The sequence below is a fragment of the Candidatus Anaplasma sp. TIGMIC genome (genome assembly GCF_028204095.1).
Lineage (GTDB): Bacteria > Pseudomonadota > Alphaproteobacteria > Rickettsiales > Anaplasmataceae > Anaplasma.
This window is the reverse complement of the sequence record NZ_JAQLOH010000006.1, coordinates 1-22,261: the sequence shown is the minus strand read 5'-3', so window position 1 is coordinate 22,261 and position 22,261 is coordinate 1. Positions and strand designations below refer to the sequence as shown.

Below are 22,261 nucleotides of genomic sequence, written 5' to 3'. Positions count from 1 at the left end.
CACACCCTACGCAAACCTCGCGCAAGAAAGCAGTAATACTAGCCCTCTTTAGGTGCAGTACCACCAGACTGAGGCACACCGTAAACTGCCCTTTCCAACTTAAGGATTCTCCTTTTTACGGCCCTAAGCTCTTCTTTCAACTCCTCCCTGAGACCATCTATTAGACTCTCAACGGAAGCTATCGCTTGCCCGCCATCAGCCGCAATCTGCCCAGCTACATCGGAACCTTCCTGCTGCATACTAGAAGCAAGAACTTTCTCCTGCATCTTCATTATTGAAGCAACAACATCATCAAATCTGCCTTCACCGAAGACTTCCTTGACGCTACCGATACACTGCTTAATGATCTCCTTGTACTCGTCATTTCCTGACATACATACCACCGAAAATGCTCATCCAGGGCTTTAGTGGTACCATGCTGCAACACATGTGTCAATTACAAACTTGCCGTACCATACATCAATTGACAAACTACGCGCATTCCAAACAACCTTCTGCAGGCAATCGCTGTTCCAGGAACAGATGCCTTGCTCGTAACAAGAAACACAGTGAGAACCGTACCGAACACTTTGCTTCCGATAGATACCAAAACGGTTTGAGTAAACGTACAGCATAGTGCCTTGCTGCAAAGATTCGCAGTAAGGCCTTAGCTGGGTGACACCATTTTTGTTGGATCTACAATCTTGTCAAACTCCTCTGCACTTATCAGCCCCAGAGTGACCGCAGCATCTTTGAGTGTAGCACGGTTGTCAAAGGCATACTTGGAGACCTTAGCAGCGTTGTCGTATCCTATGTGACGATTCAGCGCAGTAACCAACATTAGAGATGCTCTTAATAGGCTGTCTATGCGCTCTAAATCAGGCTTTATGCCAACAACACATTTTCGCGCGAAACTCAGAGATGCATCTGCTAATAGTCTTATAGATTGTAAGACATTGTACGCAATTACGGGCTTGAACACATTGAGCTCGAAATGTCCATTTGAACCTCCTACGGTTATTGCCACGTGGTTTCCCATAACTTGCGCACATACCATAGTGATTGCTTCGCACTGCGTAGGATTAACCTTACCTGGCATAATTGATGACCCCGGTTCGTTTGCGGGCAGTATAATCTCTCCTATTCCGCATCTGGGCCCTGATGCAAGCAATCTTATATCGTTAGCTATCTTCATACAGCTCACCGCTAAGGTATTGAGTGCGCCACTAAGATCCACCAGTGCATCGTGCGTCGCAAGTGCTTCAAACTTGTTTTCCGCAGTTATGAACTTCAATCCTGTAATGCTAGCGACTTCTGCAGCAAAACTCTCAGCAAAGCCTTTCTTGGTGTTTAGCCCAGTACCCACAGCAGTGCCGCCCTGAGCTAGTTGATATACGCACTTCATGGCGGACTGAATCCGTTCTATCCCCTGCTTAATTTGATATGCATACCCAGAAAACTCCTGTCCCAAAAACAGCGGGGTCGCATCTTGCAAATGAGTGCGGCCAACTTTAACAACGTCAGAAAACTCCTTTTCCTTCTCTTGTAGTGCACCGTGTAAGACACGCAAATTGGGTAGCAAGCATTTTTCCACCTCAACGGCCGCAGCAATGTGCATGGCAGTGGGAAACACGTCGTTAGACGACTGCGAACAGTTTACATGATCATTTGGATGTACAGGAGTTTTAGAACCGCGCTCTCCACCAAGAATTTCTATCGCTCGGTTCGCTATCACTTCGTTAGCGTTCATGTTGGTTTGCGTTCCAGAGCCAGTTTGCCAAACTACGAGTGGAAATTCTCCATCGAGCTTCCCTTCTACAACTTCACTGGCCGCAGTACAAATGGCTTCTCCGACAGATTTATCTATGCTCCCGTTATTCATATTTACCCGGGCAGCCGCAAGCTTTACAACCCCCAGAGCCCTTACAAGGGGAAGAGGCATTTTTTCCTCACCAATCTCAAAATTCAGAAGGGACCGCTGCGTTTGAGCCCCCCAATAACGATCGCTAGAAACTTCTATGTTACCCATACTGTCGGATTCAACCCTGACATCCATACCCTACCCCCATGACACCGATACGGTTCATTGTACAGCGGCTGGCATACTCCGTCTACAGTATGAAAATTAACAAATAGAAGAGAGTTTTTGCAATCCTGATGCGTGAGAGATATCATTTGTGCAGTGGCTTGTTGGAGAGTTTACCTCACGTGGTTAGCGTACTTATTACTGCCGGTTCTACCAGAGAGCAGATTGACCCTATACGGCACATCAGTAGCAACTCATCCGGTAAGCAGGGTTACGCCTTAGCAGAGTGTATGGGAAAGATAGGCTGGGATGTAAAGTTAGTGTCATGCCCTGTCAGCATAGTACCAAGGCACGACCTGTATCAGACATTTTACGTGAACACGTCCTCTGACATGTTGGAAACATGCTTAGACCTGTTACCCGTGGACGTTGCGATTCTCACATCCGCGGTTACAGACTGGGTTCCTCATTACCATAATACCAAGCTTAAGAAGAACTCCGTGGACAGGATAGAGATGATGCACAGCCCCGATGTGGCGAAGTGTATAAGCATAGATAAGAATAGGCCCAAGCTTGTGATAGGGTTCTGCCTGGAGTCTGAAAACCTGATAGAATCTGCAAAAAGCAAAATGGCTTACAAGGGCTGCGACTGGATTATCGCTAATTACCAGTACGTGCAAGATAAAGAACAAGCAATGGGTAGTGACTATAATAAAATTTTTATAGTTACAAAGGACTCAGTAAGACCCTTCGAAATCATGACGAAGGTTGAAATAGCTGAGTTGATCACGGAAGAAATAATTGACTATTTAAATGGGTTGGATATAACCTGACGTTCGGAGTTATAACCCCACGTGGTCGTTGTGGTAGATGGCAGGCAGTTTTGGTCCCTCCTAAAGGGTGGGCAGAGTGATGGGTATACAGTCGCGTATGTAAATGCGAGGGTTATTGACCCAGAGTCGGGCAACGATTACATAGGATATGTCATCACAAAAGGCAGCGAGATAATGGACTTCGCTCCTGGGACTCTGCAACAAAGCCATCCCGGTTTTAATGCTGACGAAGTGGTCGACTGTGGCGGACACGTGCTAATGCCAGGTATTGTTGATTTGCACGTACATCTTCGAGAGCCAGGTGGGGAATACAAGGAAACTATCGATACTGGAAGCCGCTCTGCGGCAGCCGGTGGCGTTACCACTGTTGTGTGTCAGCCAAATACATCTCCGCGCATTGATAGTGTACTCGTAGCTAAGTATCTCAAAATGAGGGCTTGGGAGAGCTCATGCGTTAATATAGAGTTTTACGGAGCGATAACAACAGCTGACGATGAGCTGAGTGATATGGCTTCTTTGCATGCAGTAGGGGCTCTGGGCTTCACTGATGATGGGATGCCCGTAATGAATGCCCTATCGATGAAAAAGGCTTTTGAGTATGCACGGAGCCTTGGTGTTGTCGTGGCGCAGCACGCTGAGGATTGCAATCTGTCGAATAAGGGTTGCATTAATGAGGGGGAGATTTCTAGAGAGTTGGGCTTGCGTGGCATACCTGATATTTCTGAGAGCATTATGGTAAGTCGGGACATACAGTTACTCCGTGAGGTACCCGGTGCACACTACCATGTGTTACACATATCAACAAAGAAGGCTCTGGATGCCGTGCGCGCAGCCAAGCTCGAAGGCTTAAATGTCACATGCGAAGTCGCGCCTCACCACTTCACTCTAAATGAGAGCGCCGTTTTAACACATGGCCCAATGGCCAAGATGAATCCTCCGCTTAGAACAGAGGAAGACCGCATTAGCATGCTCGCCGGCTTGAAAGACGGCACTATCGACTGTATAGCCACAGATCATGCTCCACATTCTGATCAGGATAAAGTGAGGCCTCTAGACAGTTGCGCCTTTGGGATAGTTGGGCTGGAGACACTGCTTCCGTTGTCGTTAGAGCTTTACCACAATGCTGAAATGAGTCTACTAGATGTTCTGGCAAAGCTCACGTATAAGCCAGCAGACATTGTAAAGCTGCCTAAGGGTAGAATAGCACGGGGATTGGCTGCAGATTTGATTATCTTTGATCTCGATGGCACATGGACAATAGATGCGACCAAGTTTTCTAGCAAGTCGCAGAACTCGCCATTCCATGGCAGGACCGTAAAGGGTAAGGTACTACGTACAATAGTGTCCGGAAAGACCGTGTACCGTGCTGAGTAAGTGTACTGCAGGTTAGATAGCTCCTCGGAGGAGGCAGTGCATCCAGTACGTTCAGCATATGGGCTTCGGTGAGAAACCTACCTGCAGACGGCTATCACAGGGAGATTATTTGTGTGTGCACCACTGCAAGCCAAGGTCACGCACTTTGAATTCTCACAAAAGATGATGCCCTGCGTGCCGTTACGCTGTAACATAGCGAAACGTAGCACATGCAATGTGCGCACTCTAAAGTGATACGGCCCCTCCATAGAACTGGGGATTATCCGTCGTGCCACAGGCCTGACGTGATTTACGCATATATACTTGGGGTAAAATCTCCCTGAGCTCTCGGTGGTGAGCAAACCTTCGCAGATTTTTTCAGCGTTTCTAGCAGTGGAAAACCTTGTAAAATTCTCTCCGTAGTACTTCATCAAATTGATCAAACGTAGCTTCTATCCCCAACTCTCTCATAGATGTAACGCCTGCTCCTCTTATGCCACAAGGTACGATGCCTTCATAGTGCTGAAGATTGGGTCTTATATTCACAGCAATGCCGTGCGAAGTAACCCATTGACGAAGACGTATACCAAAAGCCGCTATTTTTTTATCTTGCCACTTATCCTTGACCCAAATACCTATGTTCTCGTCGCTGAAGAAACTATCTACAGAAAATTCGGCAAGGGTATTGACTACCCACGTCCCCAGGTTTCGCACATATGCTCTTACGTCACATTGGTTACGTTGCTTGAGATTGAGCATGACGTAGATTACCCTCTGACCCTCACCATGGTAGTAGTACTTCCCTCCGCGCGTTGTTTGCACTACGGGAAACTTGTTGTCTAATAGCAAATCCCCAGGACTAGCGCTAGTTCCGGCAGTGTACACCGAAGCATGTTCCAAAAGCCACACAAGTTCTGGCGCATTACCTTGTATTATACTTTCCACTCTAGAGGCCATAAATTCCACGGCTTCTTTGTAGTCGACCAAATCACGGGAGGTAAGCCACTCAACATCCATAATTCATACCATGCGCTGAAAAACAAGGACTGCGCCGTGTACCCAAAACTACAACTGCACAATCAGTATGCGTGGTTCGCAGACCACATTAGCCACGTTACACCGCTGCGCAAAACACGGGTTAAAGCAAGAACTGTGTTCCGCGCTTTACAATAACCCGTTCGTTTTAAAACTGTAATGCTTATTAGGTGTGACGATAACGTGATCTTCTAACACAATGTTCATTCCTCTGCAAGATTCCTGCAGACAGCTTGTTATCTGAATGTCAGCTTTTGAAGGCTTAGGATCGCCACTGGGATGGTTATGCGATACCACAATATATACCGCACCGTACATCAGAGATTTTCTAATAACTTCTCTGACATAAAACGGAGTCTCATCTACGGTCCCAGTGCTATGAATTTCGTCAGCAATTATACCATGGCGTTTGTCGAGATATAGTACTAGAAAATTTTCTATACTTGAGTGCCCTATTCTTACCTTCAAATAGTTTAGCAGATCACTCCACTTACCAAGTATGGTTCTACCTTTTACTGCCCCTTTCGCCACACGTATTATAGCCTCCCTTACGCCAACTATCGCAGCTATTGAGGATTCTCCCATGTCCTTTACCTGCCTCAGCTCTGCAATGTCTGCATATAGGACTTTAGTAAGGTCCCCAAATCTTTCCAGCAGACGTTTAGCTACAGGTTTAAGGTCCACTCGGTTGCGAGCTGAGAACAGAATCAATTCCAATATTTCATAGTCAAGCATACCCTCGCCGTCACCATCTAGAAGTTTCTGACGCAGTCTTTCCCTATGTCCCAGCTGTTGTTTTCTTCGTTCTCCGGCCAGATCGTTCATCTCTCTAAATCCTACTTTTGCAACAAGTTTAAGTTCGGAAAGAAGAAAAGCGTCTCCGCTCTTTTTTAGGATATAGACTAAAATTATCAGGTAAATCGTTATTTAGCACCGGAAATTATTTCATCTTAAATTAAATCTGAAACTAAAAAAATGACCAAGTAGCACTTGAAATTCGATTTTGCGACGCTTATATACCACTAGAGTTATTGTGACGTCGTGGTAAGTCACTGGTGTTTTGGAGGGTAGTTTATGAATCTAGCTATGTTGCATGATAATGTTTTAGTAGAAGCCTTGGAGGATAGCAATTCCAGTTCTCCGATACAGCTTCCAGACTCCGCGAAGAAAAAGCCAACAAAGGGGAAAGTCGTGTGTGTTGGACCTGGCGCGTTGAATAGCGATGGTAAGACTATGCCTATGTCCGTAAAACAGGGTGACTGCGTTTACTACCGTCAGTGGGCTGGCAACGAAGTAGAGTTCAATGGCAAGAAGTTTATGGTGATGAAGGAAAGCGACATAATAGCTAAGGAAGCATAGATTAAGACTTTCCGGTTTTTTGTACTATTTGTTTAAGTTTAGGAGGTTTGGAGATGTCAAATACGGTAGTCTCGGGTGAGATGTTGGATAAGGCCATTCGCGAGGTAATACGCACTCTCGAAGACGCAGTAGGGTGCACAGCGGGTCCGAAGGGTCTTACTGTCGCCATTAGCAAGCCTTATGGCTCACCAGAAATAACTAAAGATGGCTATAAGGTTATGAAGAGCATAAAGCCTGAAGAGCCATTGGCGGCTGCTATAGCTAGCATAATTACCCAGAGCGCATCTCAGTGTAATGACAAAGTGGGTGACGGTACTACCACGTGTTCCATACTAACTGCTAAGGTCATTGAGGAAGTTTCTCGCGCTAAGGCTGCTGGGTCTGACATTGTAAGTATTCGGAACGGTATATTGAAGGCAAAAGACGCTGTATTGTCAGCTCTTATGTCTATGCGCCGTGAAGTTGAAGAAGATGAAATTGCACAGGTTGCTACTATATCTGCTAATGGTGATAAGAACATAGGAAGTAAGATTGCTCAATGCGTTAAGGAAGTTGGACGTGACGGTGTCATTACTGTTGAGGAAAGCAAGGGCTTCAAGGACTTGGAAGTTGAAAAGACTGACGGTATGCAGTTTGACCGTGGATACCTTTCTCCATACTTTGTGACAAATGCTGAGAAGATGCTGGTGGAATTTGAGAATCCATACATATTCCTAACAGAGAAGAAAATTAATCTGGTACAAAATATCCTGCCGGTTTTGGAAAATGTGGCAAGGTCCGGAAGGCCTCTATTGATTATCGCTGAAGATGTTGAAGGTGAAGCTTTAAGCACATTGGTACTCAACAAACTTCGTGGTGGCTTGCAAGTTGCTGCGGTGAAAGCTCCTGGCTTTGGGGATAGGAGAAAAGACATGCTGGGTGATATAGCTGTCATCGCTGGTGCGAAGTACGTAGTCAACGACGAACTTGCAGTTAAGATGGAAGATATCGCTCTTAGCGACCTGGGTACTGCTAAGCATGTGCGTATTACTAAGGATACTACAACAATAATTGGCAGTGTCGACAGTAGTTCAGAGAGCATCGAAAGCAGAACTAACCAGATCAAGGCACAAATAGAAGCTTCTAATTCCGACTACGATAAGGAAAAGCTGAAGGAACGTCTGGCAAAACTGTGTGGTGGCGTTGCAGTGCTGAAGGTTGGTGGTTCTAGCGAAGTGGAAGTTAAAGAGCGCAAAGACCGCGTTGAGGATGCATTGCATGCTACAAGAGCGGCTGTAGAGGAAGGAGTAGTACCAGGAGGTGGGGCTGCTCTGCTGTACACTCTGTCATCTCTCGATAACCTGAAAGGCAAGAATGACGATGAGCAATGGGGTATTGACATAATACGCCGTGCTGCTTGTGCTCCTATAAAGCGCATAATAAAGAACTCAGGTTCAGAAGATGCTCCGTGTGTTATTCAGCACTTGTTGAAGCAAAATGACAAGGAGCTCATCTACAATGTAGACACTATGAACTATGCAAATGCGTTCACTTCTGGAGTCATGGATCCTCTAAAGGTAGTGCGTATTGCCTTTGACTTGGCTGTCTCTCTTGCTGCAGTGTTCATGACATTGAATGCCGTAGTGGTAGACCTTCCTAACAAGAATGATTCTGCTGCTAATGGCGCTGGCGGAATGGGCGGAATGGGTGGAATGGGCGGCTTCTAGTATAGTCACTCAGTTTTACTGCCTTTGTATTTTTATAGAGCGTGTCTGTGCTGTGTACCATGGAGCTTTTCCTGTGGTGCACGGCGCATCGCACGCATGGCGCTTTTGTGTGATACCTCGTATTAATTAAACAAGACCTGCACTCCCACACTTTTCAAAGACCTATCGTCCCCTCCTTGTTGTGGCACGCATAGCTTTCATACCATCGCCACCGCTTCCCTTTTTGAAGACTCTAAGATAGAACCGCGTTCTTTTCGATCTAGCCTGCCTGTACTTTACTGCCCGGTACTATAACGCCTATGTAGCATCTTCCACATTTTGCTGTTAAAACTTGCAGGGTCACAACCAAAGGTGTGCTCCTTCGCTGCATCTGCTTACGCGCCTTTCTGTAACATTAGGCATCCACTAAACATGTCCGCACATTGTTCCCTAAGAACGCCTTCAATAATCGGCTAAACGATATAAAAAGAGCGGGATAAGGCGTGCTTCTTATAGGCGTTGACCCTCTACGCTCATACCTGCGTTGCTCCACATAAAACTCAGAAGTAGTACATGCTGCAGCACGTCTGGAGAAAAAAGACACACATTTTGGCTCTTCTGTAAAGCTTATGGCTCGTGGGGAATCTTTTTAACGCATAGTCACGCATTTCGTTTGGTCGACTACAAAACGTTGTCAAAATTCTTATCCGTAAGTCTCAAAACCGCACACAGTAGATTCTTTACGATCACAAATGACAACAAACCAACATGAAGAGCTACATCCCGATTCAACAACGCGTAACAGCCAACGCTATGCACCCTGGCAAGTGAAAACACACGCTATAAGCTCCGTGAACCGGGTGATGAGGAACATTCCGAGAGGTCATACATTTGACCGGTGACATTGCATTCTGGTACGGCAAGCTCAACAAACTTATCTGTTAAATCGTATGGAGGCACAAGCTTGGCCTGATCTTGTGCAGAGAATATAGAAGTATAGATATTGCTATCTACCTGACCTGGGTACACGATGTTTATACACAGCTTGCTGTGTTTAGTCTCCGCGGCATACACCTGTACTAGCGCTTCTAATGCTGCTTTACTAGTGGCGTACGGAGCAAAGTACGAGTAGTTTAGCAGTGCCCTGGTAGACTCAGAGGTCACAAAGATCGCCCTGCCTGCACTTGACTGTTTCAACAGAGAATCGAAATGTCTGATAAGGTACCAATTCGCGTGTAGATTAACACCTATTATCTCTTTCCACTTCGCAACATCACATTCGTGAACCGGAGACAGGTTCCCCAAAACTGCTGCCGTAGAAACTAATATATCAAGAACGCCAAACTTATTCTCAAGGGACAGAGCAAGATTACCCACGCTTTCATAATCCTGAAGGTCTATAGGAGCCAACATTATCTCGCCTCCGTGACCCTGGATGCTCTCACACAGAGCCTTCATGCGCTCAACGTCGCGAGCCGCAAGCACAACGCTCGCCCCCTCTTCTGCAAACCTTCTAGCCACCGCCGACCCTATACTGCCGGAGGCTCCAGTAACCAGCGCTATTCTACCTTGTAAGAGACCTGACACTATACCGTCTGACGTCATATCAACACAGTGTCGCATGGTACTTCCTATTGAAATCCTTGACAAGAAAAATAGTTTTCCCAACTTATCTTGTCTTGACACATTTACTTTAGTGTGGTTTTAGTCGCTTGCGGCCACAAAGCTTTGTTTTTTAGTTAGGCAGACTTAAAATTCTACCAAACAGTGCATATCTAACTATGCATGGATTCACTGGAATTTGGGGGTGCAGTCGTGGACTTGAACATGTTTACTGAAAAGGCGAAGGGCTCCGTCATGCAGGCGCAGGTGTTCGCAATATCGTCTGGGCATCAGATCTTGTTGCCTGATCACCTCTTGAAGGTCATGCTGGACGAGAAAGGTGATCTAACGGAAAGCCTGATCTCCTCCTGTGGTGCGGATGTATCCAGGATCTCCGGAACAATCGCGCAGTCTCTGAGTAAGTTGCCAGTGGTAAGCGGTTCTGGCAGTGGTCATCTCAATCTTTCGAGAGAGATGGCGCAAATACTGGAAGAGGCCGTAAGTCTTGCCAAAAGAAATCAAGACATGTACGTCACTACTGAGAGGCTGCTGCAGGCTTTGGTTATCATTGAAAGCAACGTCTCTAGAGTTCTTATCAATGCCGGCGTTACCGCACAAAAGCTCAACTCTTTGATAGAAAAAATGCGTGATGGCACAAAAGCTGAGAGTGCAACTGCTGAGCAGCGCTTCGATGCACTTAGAAAGTATACACAAGACCTGACCGAACTTGCTGCAGCCGGAAAGATGGATCCAGTCATAGGAAGAAGTGATGAAACAAGACGATTAATACAGGTTCTATCACGTCGCACAAAAAATAATCCAGCCTTGATAGGAGAGCCAGGCGTAGGAAAAAGTGCTATAGTCGAGGGGTTGGTGCAGGCAATAGTATCTGGCAATGTCCCTGCATGGCTAAAGGAGGCAAGGGTTTTGGCACTAGATCTGGCAGCTCTTGTTGCTGGAACAAAATTTAGAGGCGAGTTTGAAGAACGTCTTAAAGCCGTCCTTGCCAAAGTTACCGCATCTAGCGGGAAAATTATTCTTTTCATTGATGAGCTACACATGATCGTTGGCGCAGGCGCTACCGGTGATTCTATGGACACGTCTAATATATTGAAGCCTATGTTGGCCCGTGGTGAGCTGCGATGCATAGGGGCAACCACCCTTGATGAATATCGCGAGCATATAGAGAAAGACCCGGCTCTCGCAAGAAGGTTTCAGCCAGTATTCGTTGCAGAGCCCAGCATTAGCGACACCGTGTCTATACTCCGGGGCATTAAGGAAAAGTATGAACTTCATCACGGTATTAGGATAACCGACGGGGCTTTGGTAGCTGCTGCAAATCTGTCTAGCAGGTACATACCTGATAGGTTTTTGCCCGATAAGGCCATAGATTTGATAGATGAAGCCGCAAGCCGAGCTAGAATAGAGATAGACAGCAAGCCAGAAGTTATTGATGTTATAGACCGCAAGATAATGCAGCTGAAGATAGAGTCTGAGGCACTAAAAAATGAGAAAACCGATGCCTCAAAACAGCGTCTGCAGGAAATAACCGAGGAGTTAAATAATCTAAATTCAGAGTCTGCTGACTTGAATAGCCAGTGGCAGGCAGAAAAAATGAAGATAACGAAAATGCATGAGCTGACAGAGTCTTTGGATAGTGCGCGGATAGAGCTAGATCAATCTCAACGGCTAGGAAATCTGTCCAGAGCTGGAGAGCTCATGTATGGCGTTATTCCGTCATTAGAAGCTGAGCTTAAAAAACATGAGGAAGTCGCAGGAACCTTGCTAAGAAAGGAGATACAAGCAAATGACGTTGCTGCCATTGTATCTAGGTGGACCGGAATCCCTGTAGATAGCGTAATTAACAGCGAAAAAGAAAAACTACTACACATGGAAGAGGAGCTGAAGAAGGTTGTGGTTGGCCAGGATGAGGCAGTCACTGCCGTAAGCAATGCCGTACGTAGGTCAAGAGCTGGGGTACAGGATTCTCAACGGCCTATGGGGTCCTTCTTGTTTCTAGGCCCGACAGGAGTGGGCAAGACGGAACTGACCAAGGCTTTAAGTGAGTTTATATTTGACTCAAGAACTGCATTGCTGCGTTTTGATATGTCAGAATTCATGGAAAAGCACTCCGTAGCAAAGCTTATAGGAGCCCCTCCAGGGTACGTTGGGTACGAGCAAGGTGGATTACTCACAGAAGCCGTCCGTAGAAGACCTTATCAGGTTATACTGTTCGATGAAATAGAGAAGGCTCATGCCGACATTTTTAACTTGTTGTTGCAGCTACTGGATGAAGGCAGATTGACTGACAGCAGAGGCAGTTTGGTGAATTTTAAAAATACTATATTGGTCCTAACGTCAAACATAGGCCAGGAAGTGTTAGTCGATAGTAGTGCAGACAGCCGCAACCCAGAGCTGCAAAAAACCGTAATGGAGATGTTGCGTTTGTCTTTCAGACCGGAATTTCTAAACCGACTAGATGAAATTATGATTTTCAACAGGCTCTCCAAAAAACACATAGAGTGCATAGTCGATGTTCAAATGAACCATTTGCAAAAAATTATAGCCGAAAAGGGAATTTCCATATCCCTACGGCCTGAGGCTAAGGCGTGGCTGGTTGAAAATGGCTATGACCCAGCGTATGGTGCAAGGCCTTTAAAAAGACTCATACAACAACACATACAAAACCAGCTGGCCCACCTACTGCTTGGAAACAAGGTAGAAGAAGGAAATAAGCTCGAGGTTCATGAAGAGAACGGTGCTCTTGTAATCAAGAAAGCCGCTTAGATTGGGCACATTGTGGGGATCCGTGAGAGGCACTATTGGTCTTGTAGACGTTATTAGCTCGCACGCATTGTCGCGTTAGCTTGCCTCTTTGGCTACCATCCGGGTGAAAGTACGAGGGCGCGTGCCCGCTGTGCATGTAACGTTATACTTGCGGCCCCACAGACTTCTGGCTGGGCGCGGCTTCCCGCAACATCTTGGGCATCACAGTAGTACAGCACACCAGGTAGTGCTTCTTCCCGTCTGTCGTCACGAGCCTCCGTCGTAACTTCTTCGGACTGATAGTTTGGTTGCGTACATACAGCCCTAACAATAGCGGTAACAAGCAGATTTATCACACCCATATTTGACAAACAACGCTCCAAATCTTCATCTTCCAGTATCACCTCTTGCCATTTCTTACCATTCAGAGCGGTCTTACACTTTACCTCACAAAAGTCGTGCGCAATGGCAAACACCAACATAATGACAGACGCTATAACACCCAACAACAAGCCATGCTGTGCCGAAATCGCCGATGAGAATTGACCAAGAGCTGCTGCTAGATTCACCAACGCATAAAACATAAGGGAAAATACAACAAGGTTCCCTAGGAAGAGTTCGGAGTAAAGGTACGTACGTTTAGCTATTGCAGCCACTCTTCTCCTATCGTGCTCTATGTGCACAGAAGAAATCTGCAAGAAGCACGCCGGTAAAAGTAGAACTGCGGAGACAATCCGTCTCACAAGATCACGAATGAACCAGTCTGTCGGGTAAACCAACCCCTTATCTTTGAGCTGCGCCCTAGTGCGGAATAAAGAACAGACACAATTCACCGCCGCTGTGAGTAATCCAAATTGCAAAACAGAAAATGCTATTCTGTCCGATACCTCTGTAGAGCCATCGTAGACATTACTACTAATCTCATGGTAGCAAAACGCAACAGAAACAAACAATAATACTGAGGATACCAAAACACCACCCAAAAGGGCTATGCCCGTGTTGTCTGCATACAGACCTGCAGCAGTAACCGTATCGACACACCACTGCAACACTAATATAACCAAGCTCGCAACAAGAGTATTAGTAATCAAAACGTGTGAGGAAACACCTAGTACCCGAGCAACCGATAGCGCCGTTCTCTTTTTTTTATTGTAGAAAAACCTGCACAGCAGAGCGAAGCATGCCGGCAGCACACATAAGTATGACGTCCCGTATAAATACACATCAAAGACTATGTCCGCGCCGTAGCGCTTCTTATATGCGGTACTTTCCCTAGTGTAAAGTGGCCCATTTTCCCCAGCATAGCACACAAGCGCAGGTAAACCCTGGGTAATATCTGCAAGGTAGCTTCTCGCCAGTAGGGCTTCAACCATGCTGCACCCTGTTGTTTTGACTACATCTGCGGCCATGATATACCGCATGACGGCTACAAAAATTACCACAGGCACAGCACACATGGCCGCCAGGGTTAATATGGACAGATCTCTGTTTTTGATGAAGAAATTGTCTAAGAGCCCCGGATAATACCTCAGCAGCAGAATGATTACTTTTGTGAAAATGAGGCTGAAGGTCAACGCACAGTGGGAGTATTGAAACACCTCCATGCTCACTGCAGCACTGCGTTTGTACCCCCTCTTGTATAGCTCCTTCGACACATAATATGGCACCACCGGTACCAAACACAAAATGGACGTACACAGGATATAACAAGCATATATCCTGTTCCTCATGTCATAGGCTTTTTCATCTAAACTGGGATCATTGCTCTTCGCATAGACAAACCCCACGTCCTTCCTTTCGACGTTACGGCTCCTTCTTCTCCGGACTGCTTTTCCCATTATCCAACATGAAAAATACTAACCTATACGCTACGCACACAAAGCCACACCACCAGTCAGCGTAGTATAGCACAAACGCATCAAGCATAACAACCACGACCCGGCAAGTACGCAGCACTCCCCCGTAACAGCGCCTCACTCAACAAAAACTAACAATGCAACATGGATTGCCACCCACACATATAGCATCGTCGCATGGCCTACAAGCGAGGTATTACGCCCACAAACCTGCTACTACGCCCTAAACATACCAAGCTTCTTGGAAATATCCGTAGAGACTCCCCCTGCAGACTTGCAAGCATTTGCACGAATTTCCCGCGCTTCTAGCTCCTCCCCTGTGTGACAGTCGTACACATAACACAAGGCCCCTGTCAAAGCGGTAGGTATACCAAACAGCAACTGCTTGTCCATGCGCGACAGGGACGACATACTCACAGCGTCACCAACCTGCTCCCTGAACAGTAGATTCAAAGTGGAATCTTCAAGTCTGTCGTGTAGTTTCTCAGGAGTACGCCACAGAAGCTTCATTTCGTACCGCAGCGGCATAGCTTCCCTGCACTGAAACAACCTGGAGTAATAATGGTAGGCTATAGACATTACAAACAGAATAGTAGTAGGGACCAGTGCGTATACCGCGGCAAGCTCCCACTGCCCCTCAATGCCCTTTTTAGCAATGCTACCAGCAATACTCAGTACCGATTTAGCCGCAAGTGTAAAAAACGCCATATTACTCAGTAGCGCATGGCTGTAGGCAAACATCTGCTTTATGTCGGGACCGATCAGCCTATGGAGCAGACCACGGCGAACGCGTTCACCCTCTCTAAATCTTCTTCTCGAAACAACCTTAGCCCAACTAAATTCCTGAGATCCTAAAAAGGGCATTGAGCACACCCGCAGTAAAATAAGCGGGGAAAACAATAAGACAACCAGGGCCATTGTGATCCTTACGTACCACGCAAAAATCATGAAGCCCGTGGTGACTATCTTTTTGCGCTCCAAACCTAGCTTGCCCATGGACACAACCTGCACACCACACACTCTCAGCACAGAGTATATATCTTAACTAACCAAAAAGCAACCAAGCCACACGTTCAAGCTGTGTATACAATTAAGTAAGCCCCGTAAGTGCCTCTATTTCTCACTTTTGGGTTCGTATGGTGTGTCTTCTATATCAGCGAATGTGAGATTAAATTCGTAAATGTCAACCCCATATTCCTGTCCTACATGACGGGCAGTAAGCAGTCTTTTCATTGCCCTGGGAATTCTGCTAAGACTTGAATGCCGAATGCTGTTTTCACCTTCAAAAAACATCTCCGTTTGAAAATCAGGAAACGCATGATGTTTGATTAGAAAATGAACCTTGGGGTCTGCTCCGCGGTGCTTACCAGGCATTACAGTAATGAAGCCATAGTTACCCAGATTATCTGTGGTGGCCTTACCAGAGCCTAAAAACATTTTGTCATAACCTGGATCACCGCTATAAACGCCGCGAGAATCTGCTTGCCATATGAAGACGTTAGCATTGGTCACGGGATTGCAGTGTGCATCAGTAACCCTGCCAATAAGAAAAATCTTCTTCCCTTCTGCAGAATCTGGGCTTCCAGCCTTTCTAGCAAGATTGTTAGAGATATTAAAAACGGCGGGTTTCTGTGCATCTGTCACGTCTTTGATTCCTGGCGTCTCCACGCAGTTTACAAGAACTGAATCCACTGCGCGTGCCTCTATCGCGCATAAACCCAGGCCAACCATTACCACCGCAGCAGTAACAGTGAATAGTACAGATTTGACACCCCTGCTCAAACTTCTATCTCCCGCTTTCTCACATGGCAATACCATCTATCACAGCTAAAGATGCTAATCAAAGCAAAGTTACACATACCACCGCCGCGACATCAGCACATAATTCTTTAATAATCTTTTTCGCTCCGTGCTGGTTGCACATTAATATATGTGTCACTACGTTTCAAACTCCTATACGAATTAAACAAACGCGAAGGCAAGCAAGGGCACATGGTTACCAAAAGCAAGACGCCCGGTAGTAGCACTTGTTTAATGTACTGTGATCCTAAACCGCGTCAGCGTGGTAAATTGCCAGAGCTCTATACATTAAAGTGCATAATAGCACCCATGCGCGTCGGCTACCCGAGTATGGGCAAGTGCTGTGATTATTCAGAGCATGTATAAATTTCCGCTTTAGTGAGTTATACAACTTTTTACCGTCTTGATATAGTGGCCAAATACCGCTAGACTAGCGGATGTAGCGTTGGTGCTGAAGTGGTAGCTCGTATGGTAAGCGTGTCGTTTCTTGGTTTAGCCTCTGGTGTCTCTGCCCTGCTGAAGACCGCAGTTGTTGTGGTAGGTGTTTTAAAAGGCAGTGACTCACTAATGGACGGAGGGGTACTTAGCAGCAACGAGACGAAAGCCGTTTTGGCCGCAAAAGAAGCCACGTCGTTTGTAGGAGATTTCGCAACCACAATGCCTGTGGTGTTTACATCAGAAGGAAGGGCTGTACTGGTTGTAGGACTAGGAGACCAATCAGAAAAGATCCTAGACTATATGGCGATGGAACTGGGTGGCGCTATATTTGAACGCTTGGAAGAGCTAAAAGCTAAAAAAGCTCTGATAATAGCTCCAGCAGAACTAGAGGCCAGGGTTGCGTACGGAGCATTTTTGCGCAGCTTTTTGTTTAATAAGTACTTCCACAGCAAAAAATCTGAGCACACCTCCAAGGTAGAGGAGATCACAGTCGCAGTCCGCGGCGATCTTGCGGGAGTAAACAAAGAGTTTGCCGCACTCAAGGCGGAGGGTGAGTCTGTATTCTTTACTCGCTCTTTGATTTCTGAACCTGCTAACATATTGTACCCCGAGGAATACGCCCAGCGTGTCTACTCAGAGCTTACTCCCATGGGTGTAGAGGTTGAAATTCTCGGCGAGCAGCGCCTGAAGGCAGAGGGTATGATGGCTCTCCTAGGAGTCGGGCAAGGAAGTAGTAAAGAATCTCGCCTTGTAGTGATGAAGTGGAACGGTGACCCTGACAATGAGGATACTCTTGCGTTCGTCGGTAAAGGTGTGACCTTTGATACCGGAGGGATATCTCTGAAACCCCCTAAGGGCATGTGGGAAATGAAGTATGACATGGGTGGCTCCGCGGTGGTAGCTGGTCTTATAAGGACATTGGCTGCACGAAAGGCTAAGGTTAATGCTGTAGGGGTGGTTGGACTAGTTGAAAACGCAGTTGATGGCAATGCGCAGCGCCCTGGGGATATTGTAAGATCAATGTCCGGACAGACTATCGAAGTTTTGAACACCGATGCAGAGGGAAGACTGGTTCTGGCAGACGCATTGTGGTACACACAGAAGATATTCTCCCCCAAGTTCATGGTTGACCTAGCAACTCTTACAGGCGCTATAATTGTAGCCTTGGGCGAAGGCAACTATGCAGGTCTTTTCTCTAATGATGACAAGTTGTCTGAGCAGCTAGTGGAATCAGGCAAAGTTGTGAATGAGAAGTTGTGGCGCATGCCAATGGGAGACGAGTTTGACAAGATGATAGATTCTCCTGTAGCTGATATGAAAAACATCGCTACAGATGGTCATGGCGCCGACAGTATAACTGCTGCGCAGTTTCTGCGTAGGTTCGTAAACGGTGTACCCTGGGCGCATCTAGACATTGCAGGTGTTACTTGGAATGACTCCGGATCTAAGATTGCACCAAGAGGTGCTACTGGGTTTGGTGTTATGTTACTTAATAAGTTTGTGCAGGAGTACCACGAGGGTGTAGCAACCAACAAATAGACCGATAGATAATAAACAGCGGTACAGGTTTTGAAAATAGGTATATTGATTTCTGGAAGGGGTTCAAACTTTAAGGCCTTGGCCGAAGCTTGTGCTAGCGATGGGTTCCCAGCATCGGTGTCGTGTGTGATCTCTAATAATCCGTCAGCGCCAGGCCTCGCCATCGCTGATGACTTTGGTATTGAAGCATTTGTTGTTGGGCGGCGGCCGCTGGACACTGCTCGCATCACCGCAATACTTAGAGAGCGTGAGGTGGACTTGGTATGTCTTGCCGGGTTTATGAGCATATTGCAGGAGCAGTTTGTCAGGGATTGGCATCATAAGATAATCAACATCCACCCTTCTCTTCTGCCGTCCTTTAAGGGTTTGCGCGCACAGGAGCAAGCTTTTACTGCGGGAGTTAAAATTGCAGGGTGCACAGTACACTACGTATATCCCGAGCTCGATGCAGGACCTATTATAATGCAGGCTGCAGTACCTGTTCTTCCTAGTGATACATCTGACAGCTTGGCTGCCCGTATACTTTCCGCAGAGCATTTGTGCTATCCCAAAGCAATTAGACTTATAGCCGAGGGCAAGGTCAGGATACAAGACAACGACACTATACAGTGTATGTCAGAAGACGAGGACTTATTCTTGTTTCACCACGGGTAACAACAGCTTTGCTGCAATGTTATATGGATGCGGAAGTAACTACCCTAACCGACCAGAGTGACGGAATACCAGGTTAGGGTGTGTCGTACTATATATAAATGGCGTTTCTGTACATTATGAGCCCGTATTTGTTTGCGCAGAAAACAAAGATCCCGCATACAACATTGCAAGCGCCGTACCAGCGTTTTTTAGCGCGTAGTGTGAGGCAATAATAAAGTACTTCCAACATACTGGTAAAGGCTTATGAAATCCACAATAGAGTTATATTGCGCTGTAGCGCAGAGTGTTGGTGAAAATGAGGCGTGATGCAGTTACACAGTGCCTGACCTGCCAATCCGGAGGCACAAGCAGAATTGTAAGCAGAGCCATGAATCCCTGTTTGGTTATGCTCAGTGCACCATAATAAACAGTACAGCGCACATACCCTACACACAGAAAATTGCGAGAGTCTCCTCAACGTGCGTCATACCGCCGTCGAGTTTTTAACTCTCCGCGTCAGAAGCCTATTGGCTACGAAAAATACCTAACCGCATTAGCAAAGACTTTAAACCCATCTGCATACTTATCTTCAGGATCACCTGAAAGGACATTTTTACGCATGATATCTGTCCAATCATACCGCTGAGTGAAAAATAGAGCTCTCTCAGGATGCGGCATAATGAGAAGTACCCTACCAGAGCCACATGTTAGAGCAGCAATGTCGAGCGCCGATCCGTTTGGATTGTATGGGAATTCGCCATTCGCATACTCACCATTAGACTTGATATAACGTAATGCTATGCTGCCCTTCTCTTCTAGACTTTGCAACGCATCTGCTGACGCATAAAACTTCCCTTCACCATGCGCCACTGGTATATACATCTCACCCACATCTGCTGTCCATACCGAGCTTCCACAGGCTTTCACCCTAATCCATCTGCATTGGTATCTTCCCACATCGTTGTGCACAAGGGCTATATCAGGCATAAGGATCCTCATTAGGATTTGGCACCCATTGCATATTCCCAGCATTAGGGTATCCCGCTCCATGAATTCCTGAATGTGGTCTTGCAGCCCATTCATAAGGCTCCACGCATAGGCGTTGCCCGCCCCTGTGTCGTCCCCGTATGAGAACCCACCCGGTATAACCATTGTATTGAAATCTCTGAGCAGTTTCGGGTTCGACAGAAGCTCACTAATGTGCATGATTCTCCCAGAAACGCGAGTGTTCAGGTAGCGCCCGGCCTCCTGAAAGGCAAAAAGCGTCTCTTCTTCACAGTTTAAACCATGCCCAGACAAGACTACAACTTTCATGCGCCTACCCTATAAACCTGAGGATTTTAGCATCATTTGACACAACTGATATTACTTTTTACCATCTATCTTGTCTGATGGGCATTTATGGTGGGTTAGAGTGCAGAGCTATGATGTAGTGGTCGTGGGTGGTGGTCACGCAGGTTGTGAGGCCGCAGCTGCTGCCGCTCGTGTTGGCGCAAAGACGCTGCTAGTAACTCACAAGGTAGAGTCTATCGGCGAAATGTCGTGTAACCCTGCTATAGGTGGTATAGCAAAGGGCGTTGTGGTACGGGAGGTAGACGCGTTAGACGGGCTCATGGGAAGGGTAACCGATAAGTCCAGCATCCATTCTGCTGTACTGAATCGTGGTAAAGGACCTGCTGTTTGGGGGCCGCGTGCCCAGGCCGACAGAGAGGTTTACAGACGCACAATGCAGGATGTTATCCTAAACTATCCGAATATAACCGTAATTTCCGAAGAGGTGATTGATTTCACCGTTGACATGGTAGCAGGTAGCCCAAGAATAGCCTCCGTCCTCCTATCAGGAGGGGAACAGGTGATGACTACAAGGCTTGTAATAGCAACTGGAACATTTCTGGGCGGCACTATACATATAGGTAATGAGAGCTTCCCTGCGGGACGTATTGGTGAGAAGCCAGCCACTAAGCTTCCTCAGGCTCTGAAATCCCACGGGTTTCTTTTGGGTAGATTAAAAACCGGTACCCCACCGAGAATTGACAGAGACAGCATAAACTGGTCAGTGCTTGAAGAGCAGAAAGGAGACGAAGTACCTGTGCCGTTTTCTTTTATGTCTGAGTGTGTCACCCTGCCCCAGGTATCCTGCTATCTTGCTCGTACAAACGATGATACGCACGAGATAATACGAAAAAATATGCACCTTGCAGGCTCACGCGGATCGACTGTGGTTGATGTTATGGCCCCAAGATACTGCCCGTCCATAGAGGAGAAGGTACGGCGATTCCCAGAGCATAGCAGCCACCAGGTTTTCCTGGAACCCGAAGGTCTAAACACAAAGTGGGTTTACCCTAATGGTATATCTACCTCTTGCCCCGCTGAGGTGCAACTTGAGATGCTGCATAGCATTAAAGGCCTTGAAAATGCAGTTATGTTGCGGACTGGATATACTGTTGAGTACAACTTTGTGGATCCGCGAGAGCTCTATCATACCTTGGAGACTAAGAAAGTGCGCGGGCTATACTTTGCCGGACAAATCAACGGCACTACAGGTTATGAGGAAGCTGCGGGACAGGGTATTGTAGCCGGAGCTAATGCGGCGCTTTCTTTGTCTTCAGACCAAAACCCACTGATATTGAAGCGTAGCGATGCATATATTGGGGTAATGATAGATGACCTTGTAACATTGGGCACCAGCGAGCCTTATAGGCTATTTACGTCCAGGGCAGAGTACAGACTTACCTTGCGTTCTGATAATGCCGACATGCGTTTGACAGAGATCGGAAGCACATACGGTTTAGTATCTGACGAACGTGCTGGCATATTGGCACAAAAGAAAAATGAAATTCGTGCTTTACACACGGCGCTTAATGGTCTCCTAGCCACTCCTAGCGAGCTTGGAAGCCGAGGTGTCTGTGTCTCGCAGAATGGGGATAAGAAGAGCGCGTATGATTTACTTAGCCACCCCAACGTAAATATGCAAACCTTAATGAACATATGGCCGAGCCTAAGGTCATTTAGCACTGTGGCTGTGGAGGCCGTAGAAGTTGAGGGCAAGTATTCTCCATATCTCAAGAGGCAAGAGGCCGATATAAAATCGTTTTTGGAAGAAGAAGGTCTATCCATACCCAAAGATCTTGAGTACTCAGCTGTATATGGCCTGTCAAAGGAGGTTCAGGAAAAATTACAGGAAACAAAGCCTTTTTCCATCGGAGCAGCTCGCCGTATACCGGGCATAACCCCCGCAGCAATATCAAGCATACTAATACATCTGCGATACAAGCATCGGTCTGCTGTGAAGTGCTAATTACTCGATCGCCCACATAACCGGAGGAGGGCTGATAAACAATATCCCACGTGTACTGC

At 46.7% G+C, this 22,261-nt stretch carries 17 protein-coding genes; 8 read left to right on the top strand and 9 right to left on the bottom strand.

Annotation, left to right across the window (positions count from 1 at the left end; all coding sequences use genetic code 11):
• Window positions 1-38: 38 nt before the first annotated feature.
• Together PGW94_RS01155 and fumC are read right to left on the bottom strand one after the other, a co-directional pair.
• A complete protein-coding gene (locus PGW94_RS01155; protein ID WP_271757778.1) occupies window positions 39-374 on the bottom strand; it encodes a hypothetical protein in 336 nt (111 codons plus the stop codon).
• Window positions 375-646: 272 nt separating this feature from the next.
• Window positions 647-2,035 (bottom strand): class II fumarate hydratase, encoded by a 1,389-nt coding sequence (fumC, locus tag PGW94_RS01150; protein WP_271757776.1) that lies wholly within the window; start codon window positions 2,033-2,035, stop codon window positions 647-649.
• A 131-nt stretch (window positions 2,036-2,166) separates the two neighbouring features.
• On the opposite strand from fumC, the gene PGW94_RS01145 reads away from it, so the two are divergent.
• Together PGW94_RS01145 and PGW94_RS01140 are read left to right on the top strand one after the other, a co-directional pair.
• On the top strand, window positions 2,167-2,838 hold the full coding sequence (locus PGW94_RS01145; RefSeq protein ID WP_271757774.1) for a phosphopantothenoylcysteine decarboxylase: 672 nt from the start codon (window positions 2,167-2,169) through the stop codon (window positions 2,836-2,838).
• 30 nt (window positions 2,839-2,868) lie between these two features.
• Window positions 2,869-4,212, top strand: coding sequence for a dihydroorotase (locus tag PGW94_RS01140; protein WP_271757772.1), 1,344 nt, complete (start codon window positions 2,869-2,871; stop codon window positions 4,210-4,212).
• Between the two features lie 366 nt (window positions 4,213-4,578).
• Here the strand turns inward: PGW94_RS01140 and lipB are convergent, their stop codons facing one another.
• A complete protein-coding gene (gene lipB / locus PGW94_RS01135; protein WP_271757769.1) occupies window positions 4,579-5,208 on the bottom strand; it encodes a lipoyl(octanoyl) transferase LipB in 630 nt (209 codons plus the stop codon).
• Window positions 5,209-5,355: 147 nt separating this feature from the next.
• Window positions 5,356-6,051 (bottom strand): RadC family protein, encoded by a 696-nt coding sequence (gene radC, locus PGW94_RS01130; RefSeq protein ID WP_271757768.1) that lies wholly within the window; start codon window positions 6,049-6,051, stop codon window positions 5,356-5,358.
• A gap of 249 nt (window positions 6,052-6,300) precedes the next feature.
• Here radC and PGW94_RS01125 point away from each other — a divergent pair, with 249 nt between their 5' ends.
• Window positions 6,301-6,585: a co-chaperone GroES gene (locus PGW94_RS01125; RefSeq protein ID WP_271757765.1), complete on the top strand. Its 285-nt coding sequence runs from the start codon at window positions 6,301-6,303 to the stop codon at window positions 6,583-6,585.
• Between the two features lie 53 nt (window positions 6,586-6,638).
• Window positions 6,639-8,291, top strand: a complete 1,653-nt coding sequence (gene groL, locus PGW94_RS01120; protein ID WP_271757762.1) for a chaperonin GroEL — start codon at window positions 6,639-6,641, stop codon at window positions 8,289-8,291.
• A gap of 819 nt (window positions 8,292-9,110) precedes the next feature.
• Here the strand turns inward: groL and PGW94_RS01115 are convergent.
• Window positions 9,111-9,893, bottom strand: coding sequence for an SDR family oxidoreductase (locus PGW94_RS01115; RefSeq protein WP_410519514.1), 783 nt, complete (start codon window positions 9,891-9,893; stop codon window positions 9,111-9,113).
• 192 nt (window positions 9,894-10,085) lie between these two features.
• Here PGW94_RS01115 and clpB point away from each other — a divergent pair, with 192 nt between their 5' ends.
• Entirely contained in the window at window positions 10,086-12,659 is a 2,574-nt protein-coding gene (gene clpB / locus PGW94_RS01110) for an ATP-dependent chaperone ClpB (protein WP_271757759.1), read from the top strand.
• Window positions 12,660-12,751: 92 nt separating this feature from the next.
• On the opposite strand, the gene PGW94_RS01105 is transcribed toward clpB, so the two are convergent.
• The 3 genes from PGW94_RS01105 to PGW94_RS01095 form a co-directional block, all read right to left on the bottom strand.
• Window positions 12,752-14,476 carry a hypothetical protein gene (locus tag PGW94_RS01105; protein WP_271757754.1) on the bottom strand — a complete coding sequence of 575 codons (1,725 nt, stop codon included), beginning with the start codon at window positions 14,474-14,476 and terminating at the stop codon, window positions 12,752-12,754.
• A 234-nt stretch (window positions 14,477-14,710) separates the two neighbouring features.
• Complete coding sequence (locus tag PGW94_RS01100) at window positions 14,711-15,490, bottom strand: hypothetical protein (RefSeq protein ID WP_271757751.1); 780 nt, start codon at window positions 15,488-15,490, stop codon at window positions 14,711-14,713.
• 117 nt (window positions 15,491-15,607) lie between these two features.
• Window positions 15,608-16,312, bottom strand: a complete 705-nt coding sequence (locus PGW94_RS01095) for a protocatechuate 3,4-dioxygenase (protein WP_271757749.1) — start codon at window positions 16,310-16,312, stop codon at window positions 15,608-15,610.
• 450 nt (window positions 16,313-16,762) lie between these two features.
• Here PGW94_RS01095 and PGW94_RS01090 point away from each other — a divergent pair, with 450 nt between their 5' ends.
• Window positions 16,763-18,271, top strand: a complete 1,509-nt coding sequence (locus PGW94_RS01090) for a leucyl aminopeptidase (RefSeq protein ID WP_271757746.1) — start codon at window positions 16,763-16,765, stop codon at window positions 18,269-18,271.
• A 30-nt stretch (window positions 18,272-18,301) separates the two neighbouring features.
• A complete protein-coding gene (gene purN, locus PGW94_RS01085; RefSeq protein WP_271757743.1) occupies window positions 18,302-18,925 on the top strand; it encodes a phosphoribosylglycinamide formyltransferase in 624 nt (207 codons plus the stop codon).
• Window positions 18,926-19,435: 510 nt separating this feature from the next.
• On the opposite strand, the gene PGW94_RS01080 is transcribed toward purN, so the two are convergent.
• Window positions 19,436-20,218: a phosphoribosylformylglycinamidine synthase subunit PurQ gene (locus tag PGW94_RS01080; protein WP_271757740.1), complete on the bottom strand. Its 783-nt coding sequence runs from the start codon at window positions 20,216-20,218 to the stop codon at window positions 19,436-19,438.
• 100 nt (window positions 20,219-20,318) lie between these two features.
• Here PGW94_RS01080 and mnmG point away from each other — a divergent pair, with 100 nt between their 5' ends.
• Window positions 20,319-22,202, top strand: coding sequence for a tRNA uridine-5-carboxymethylaminomethyl(34) synthesis enzyme MnmG (gene mnmG, locus PGW94_RS01075; protein WP_271757736.1), 1,884 nt, complete (start codon window positions 20,319-20,321; stop codon window positions 22,200-22,202).
• The last annotated feature ends 59 nt before the right edge of the window (window positions 22,203-22,261 follow it).

What these genes read in the sequence shown, in the direction of transcription:
- PGW94_RS01115 (WP_410519514.1), bottom strand. Translation starts at nt 9,893, where the DNA reads ATGCGACACTGTGTTGATATGACGTCAGACGGTATAGTGTCAGGTCTC.
- PGW94_RS01105 (WP_271757754.1), bottom strand. Translation starts at nt 14,476, where the DNA reads ATGGGAAAAGCAGTCCGGAGAAGAAGGAGCCGTAACGTCGAAAGGAAG.
- PGW94_RS01125 (WP_271757765.1), top strand. Translation starts at nt 6,301, where the DNA reads ATGAATCTAGCTATGTTGCATGATAATGTTTTAGTAGAAGCCTTGGAG.
- PGW94_RS01090 (WP_271757746.1), top strand. Translation starts at nt 16,763, where the DNA reads ATGGTAAGCGTGTCGTTTCTTGGTTTAGCCTCTGGTGTCTCTGCCCTG.
- PGW94_RS01100 (WP_271757751.1), bottom strand. Translation starts at nt 15,490, where the DNA reads ATGGGCAAGCTAGGTTTGGAGCGCAAAAAGATAGTCACCACGGGCTTC.
- PGW94_RS01095 (WP_271757749.1), bottom strand. Translation starts at nt 16,312, where the DNA reads ATGGTATTGCCATGTGAGAAAGCGGGAGATAGAAGTTTGAGCAGGGGT.
- fumC (WP_271757776.1), bottom strand. Translation starts at nt 2,035, where the DNA reads ATGGATGTCAGGGTTGAATCCGACAGTATGGGTAACATAGAAGTTTCT.
- groL (WP_271757762.1), top strand. Translation starts at nt 6,639, where the DNA reads ATGTCAAATACGGTAGTCTCGGGTGAGATGTTGGATAAGGCCATTCGC.
- PGW94_RS01080 (WP_271757740.1), bottom strand. Translation starts at nt 20,218, where the DNA reads ATGAAAGTTGTAGTCTTGTCTGGGCATGGTTTAAACTGTGAAGAAGAG.
- radC (WP_271757768.1), bottom strand. Translation starts at nt 6,051, where the DNA reads ATGAACGATCTGGCCGGAGAACGAAGAAAACAACAGCTGGGACATAGG.
- PGW94_RS01155 (WP_271757778.1), bottom strand. Translation starts at nt 374, where the DNA reads ATGTCAGGAAATGACGAGTACAAGGAGATCATTAAGCAGTGTATCGGT.
- lipB (WP_271757769.1), bottom strand. Translation starts at nt 5,208, where the DNA reads ATGGATGTTGAGTGGCTTACCTCCCGTGATTTGGTCGACTACAAAGAA.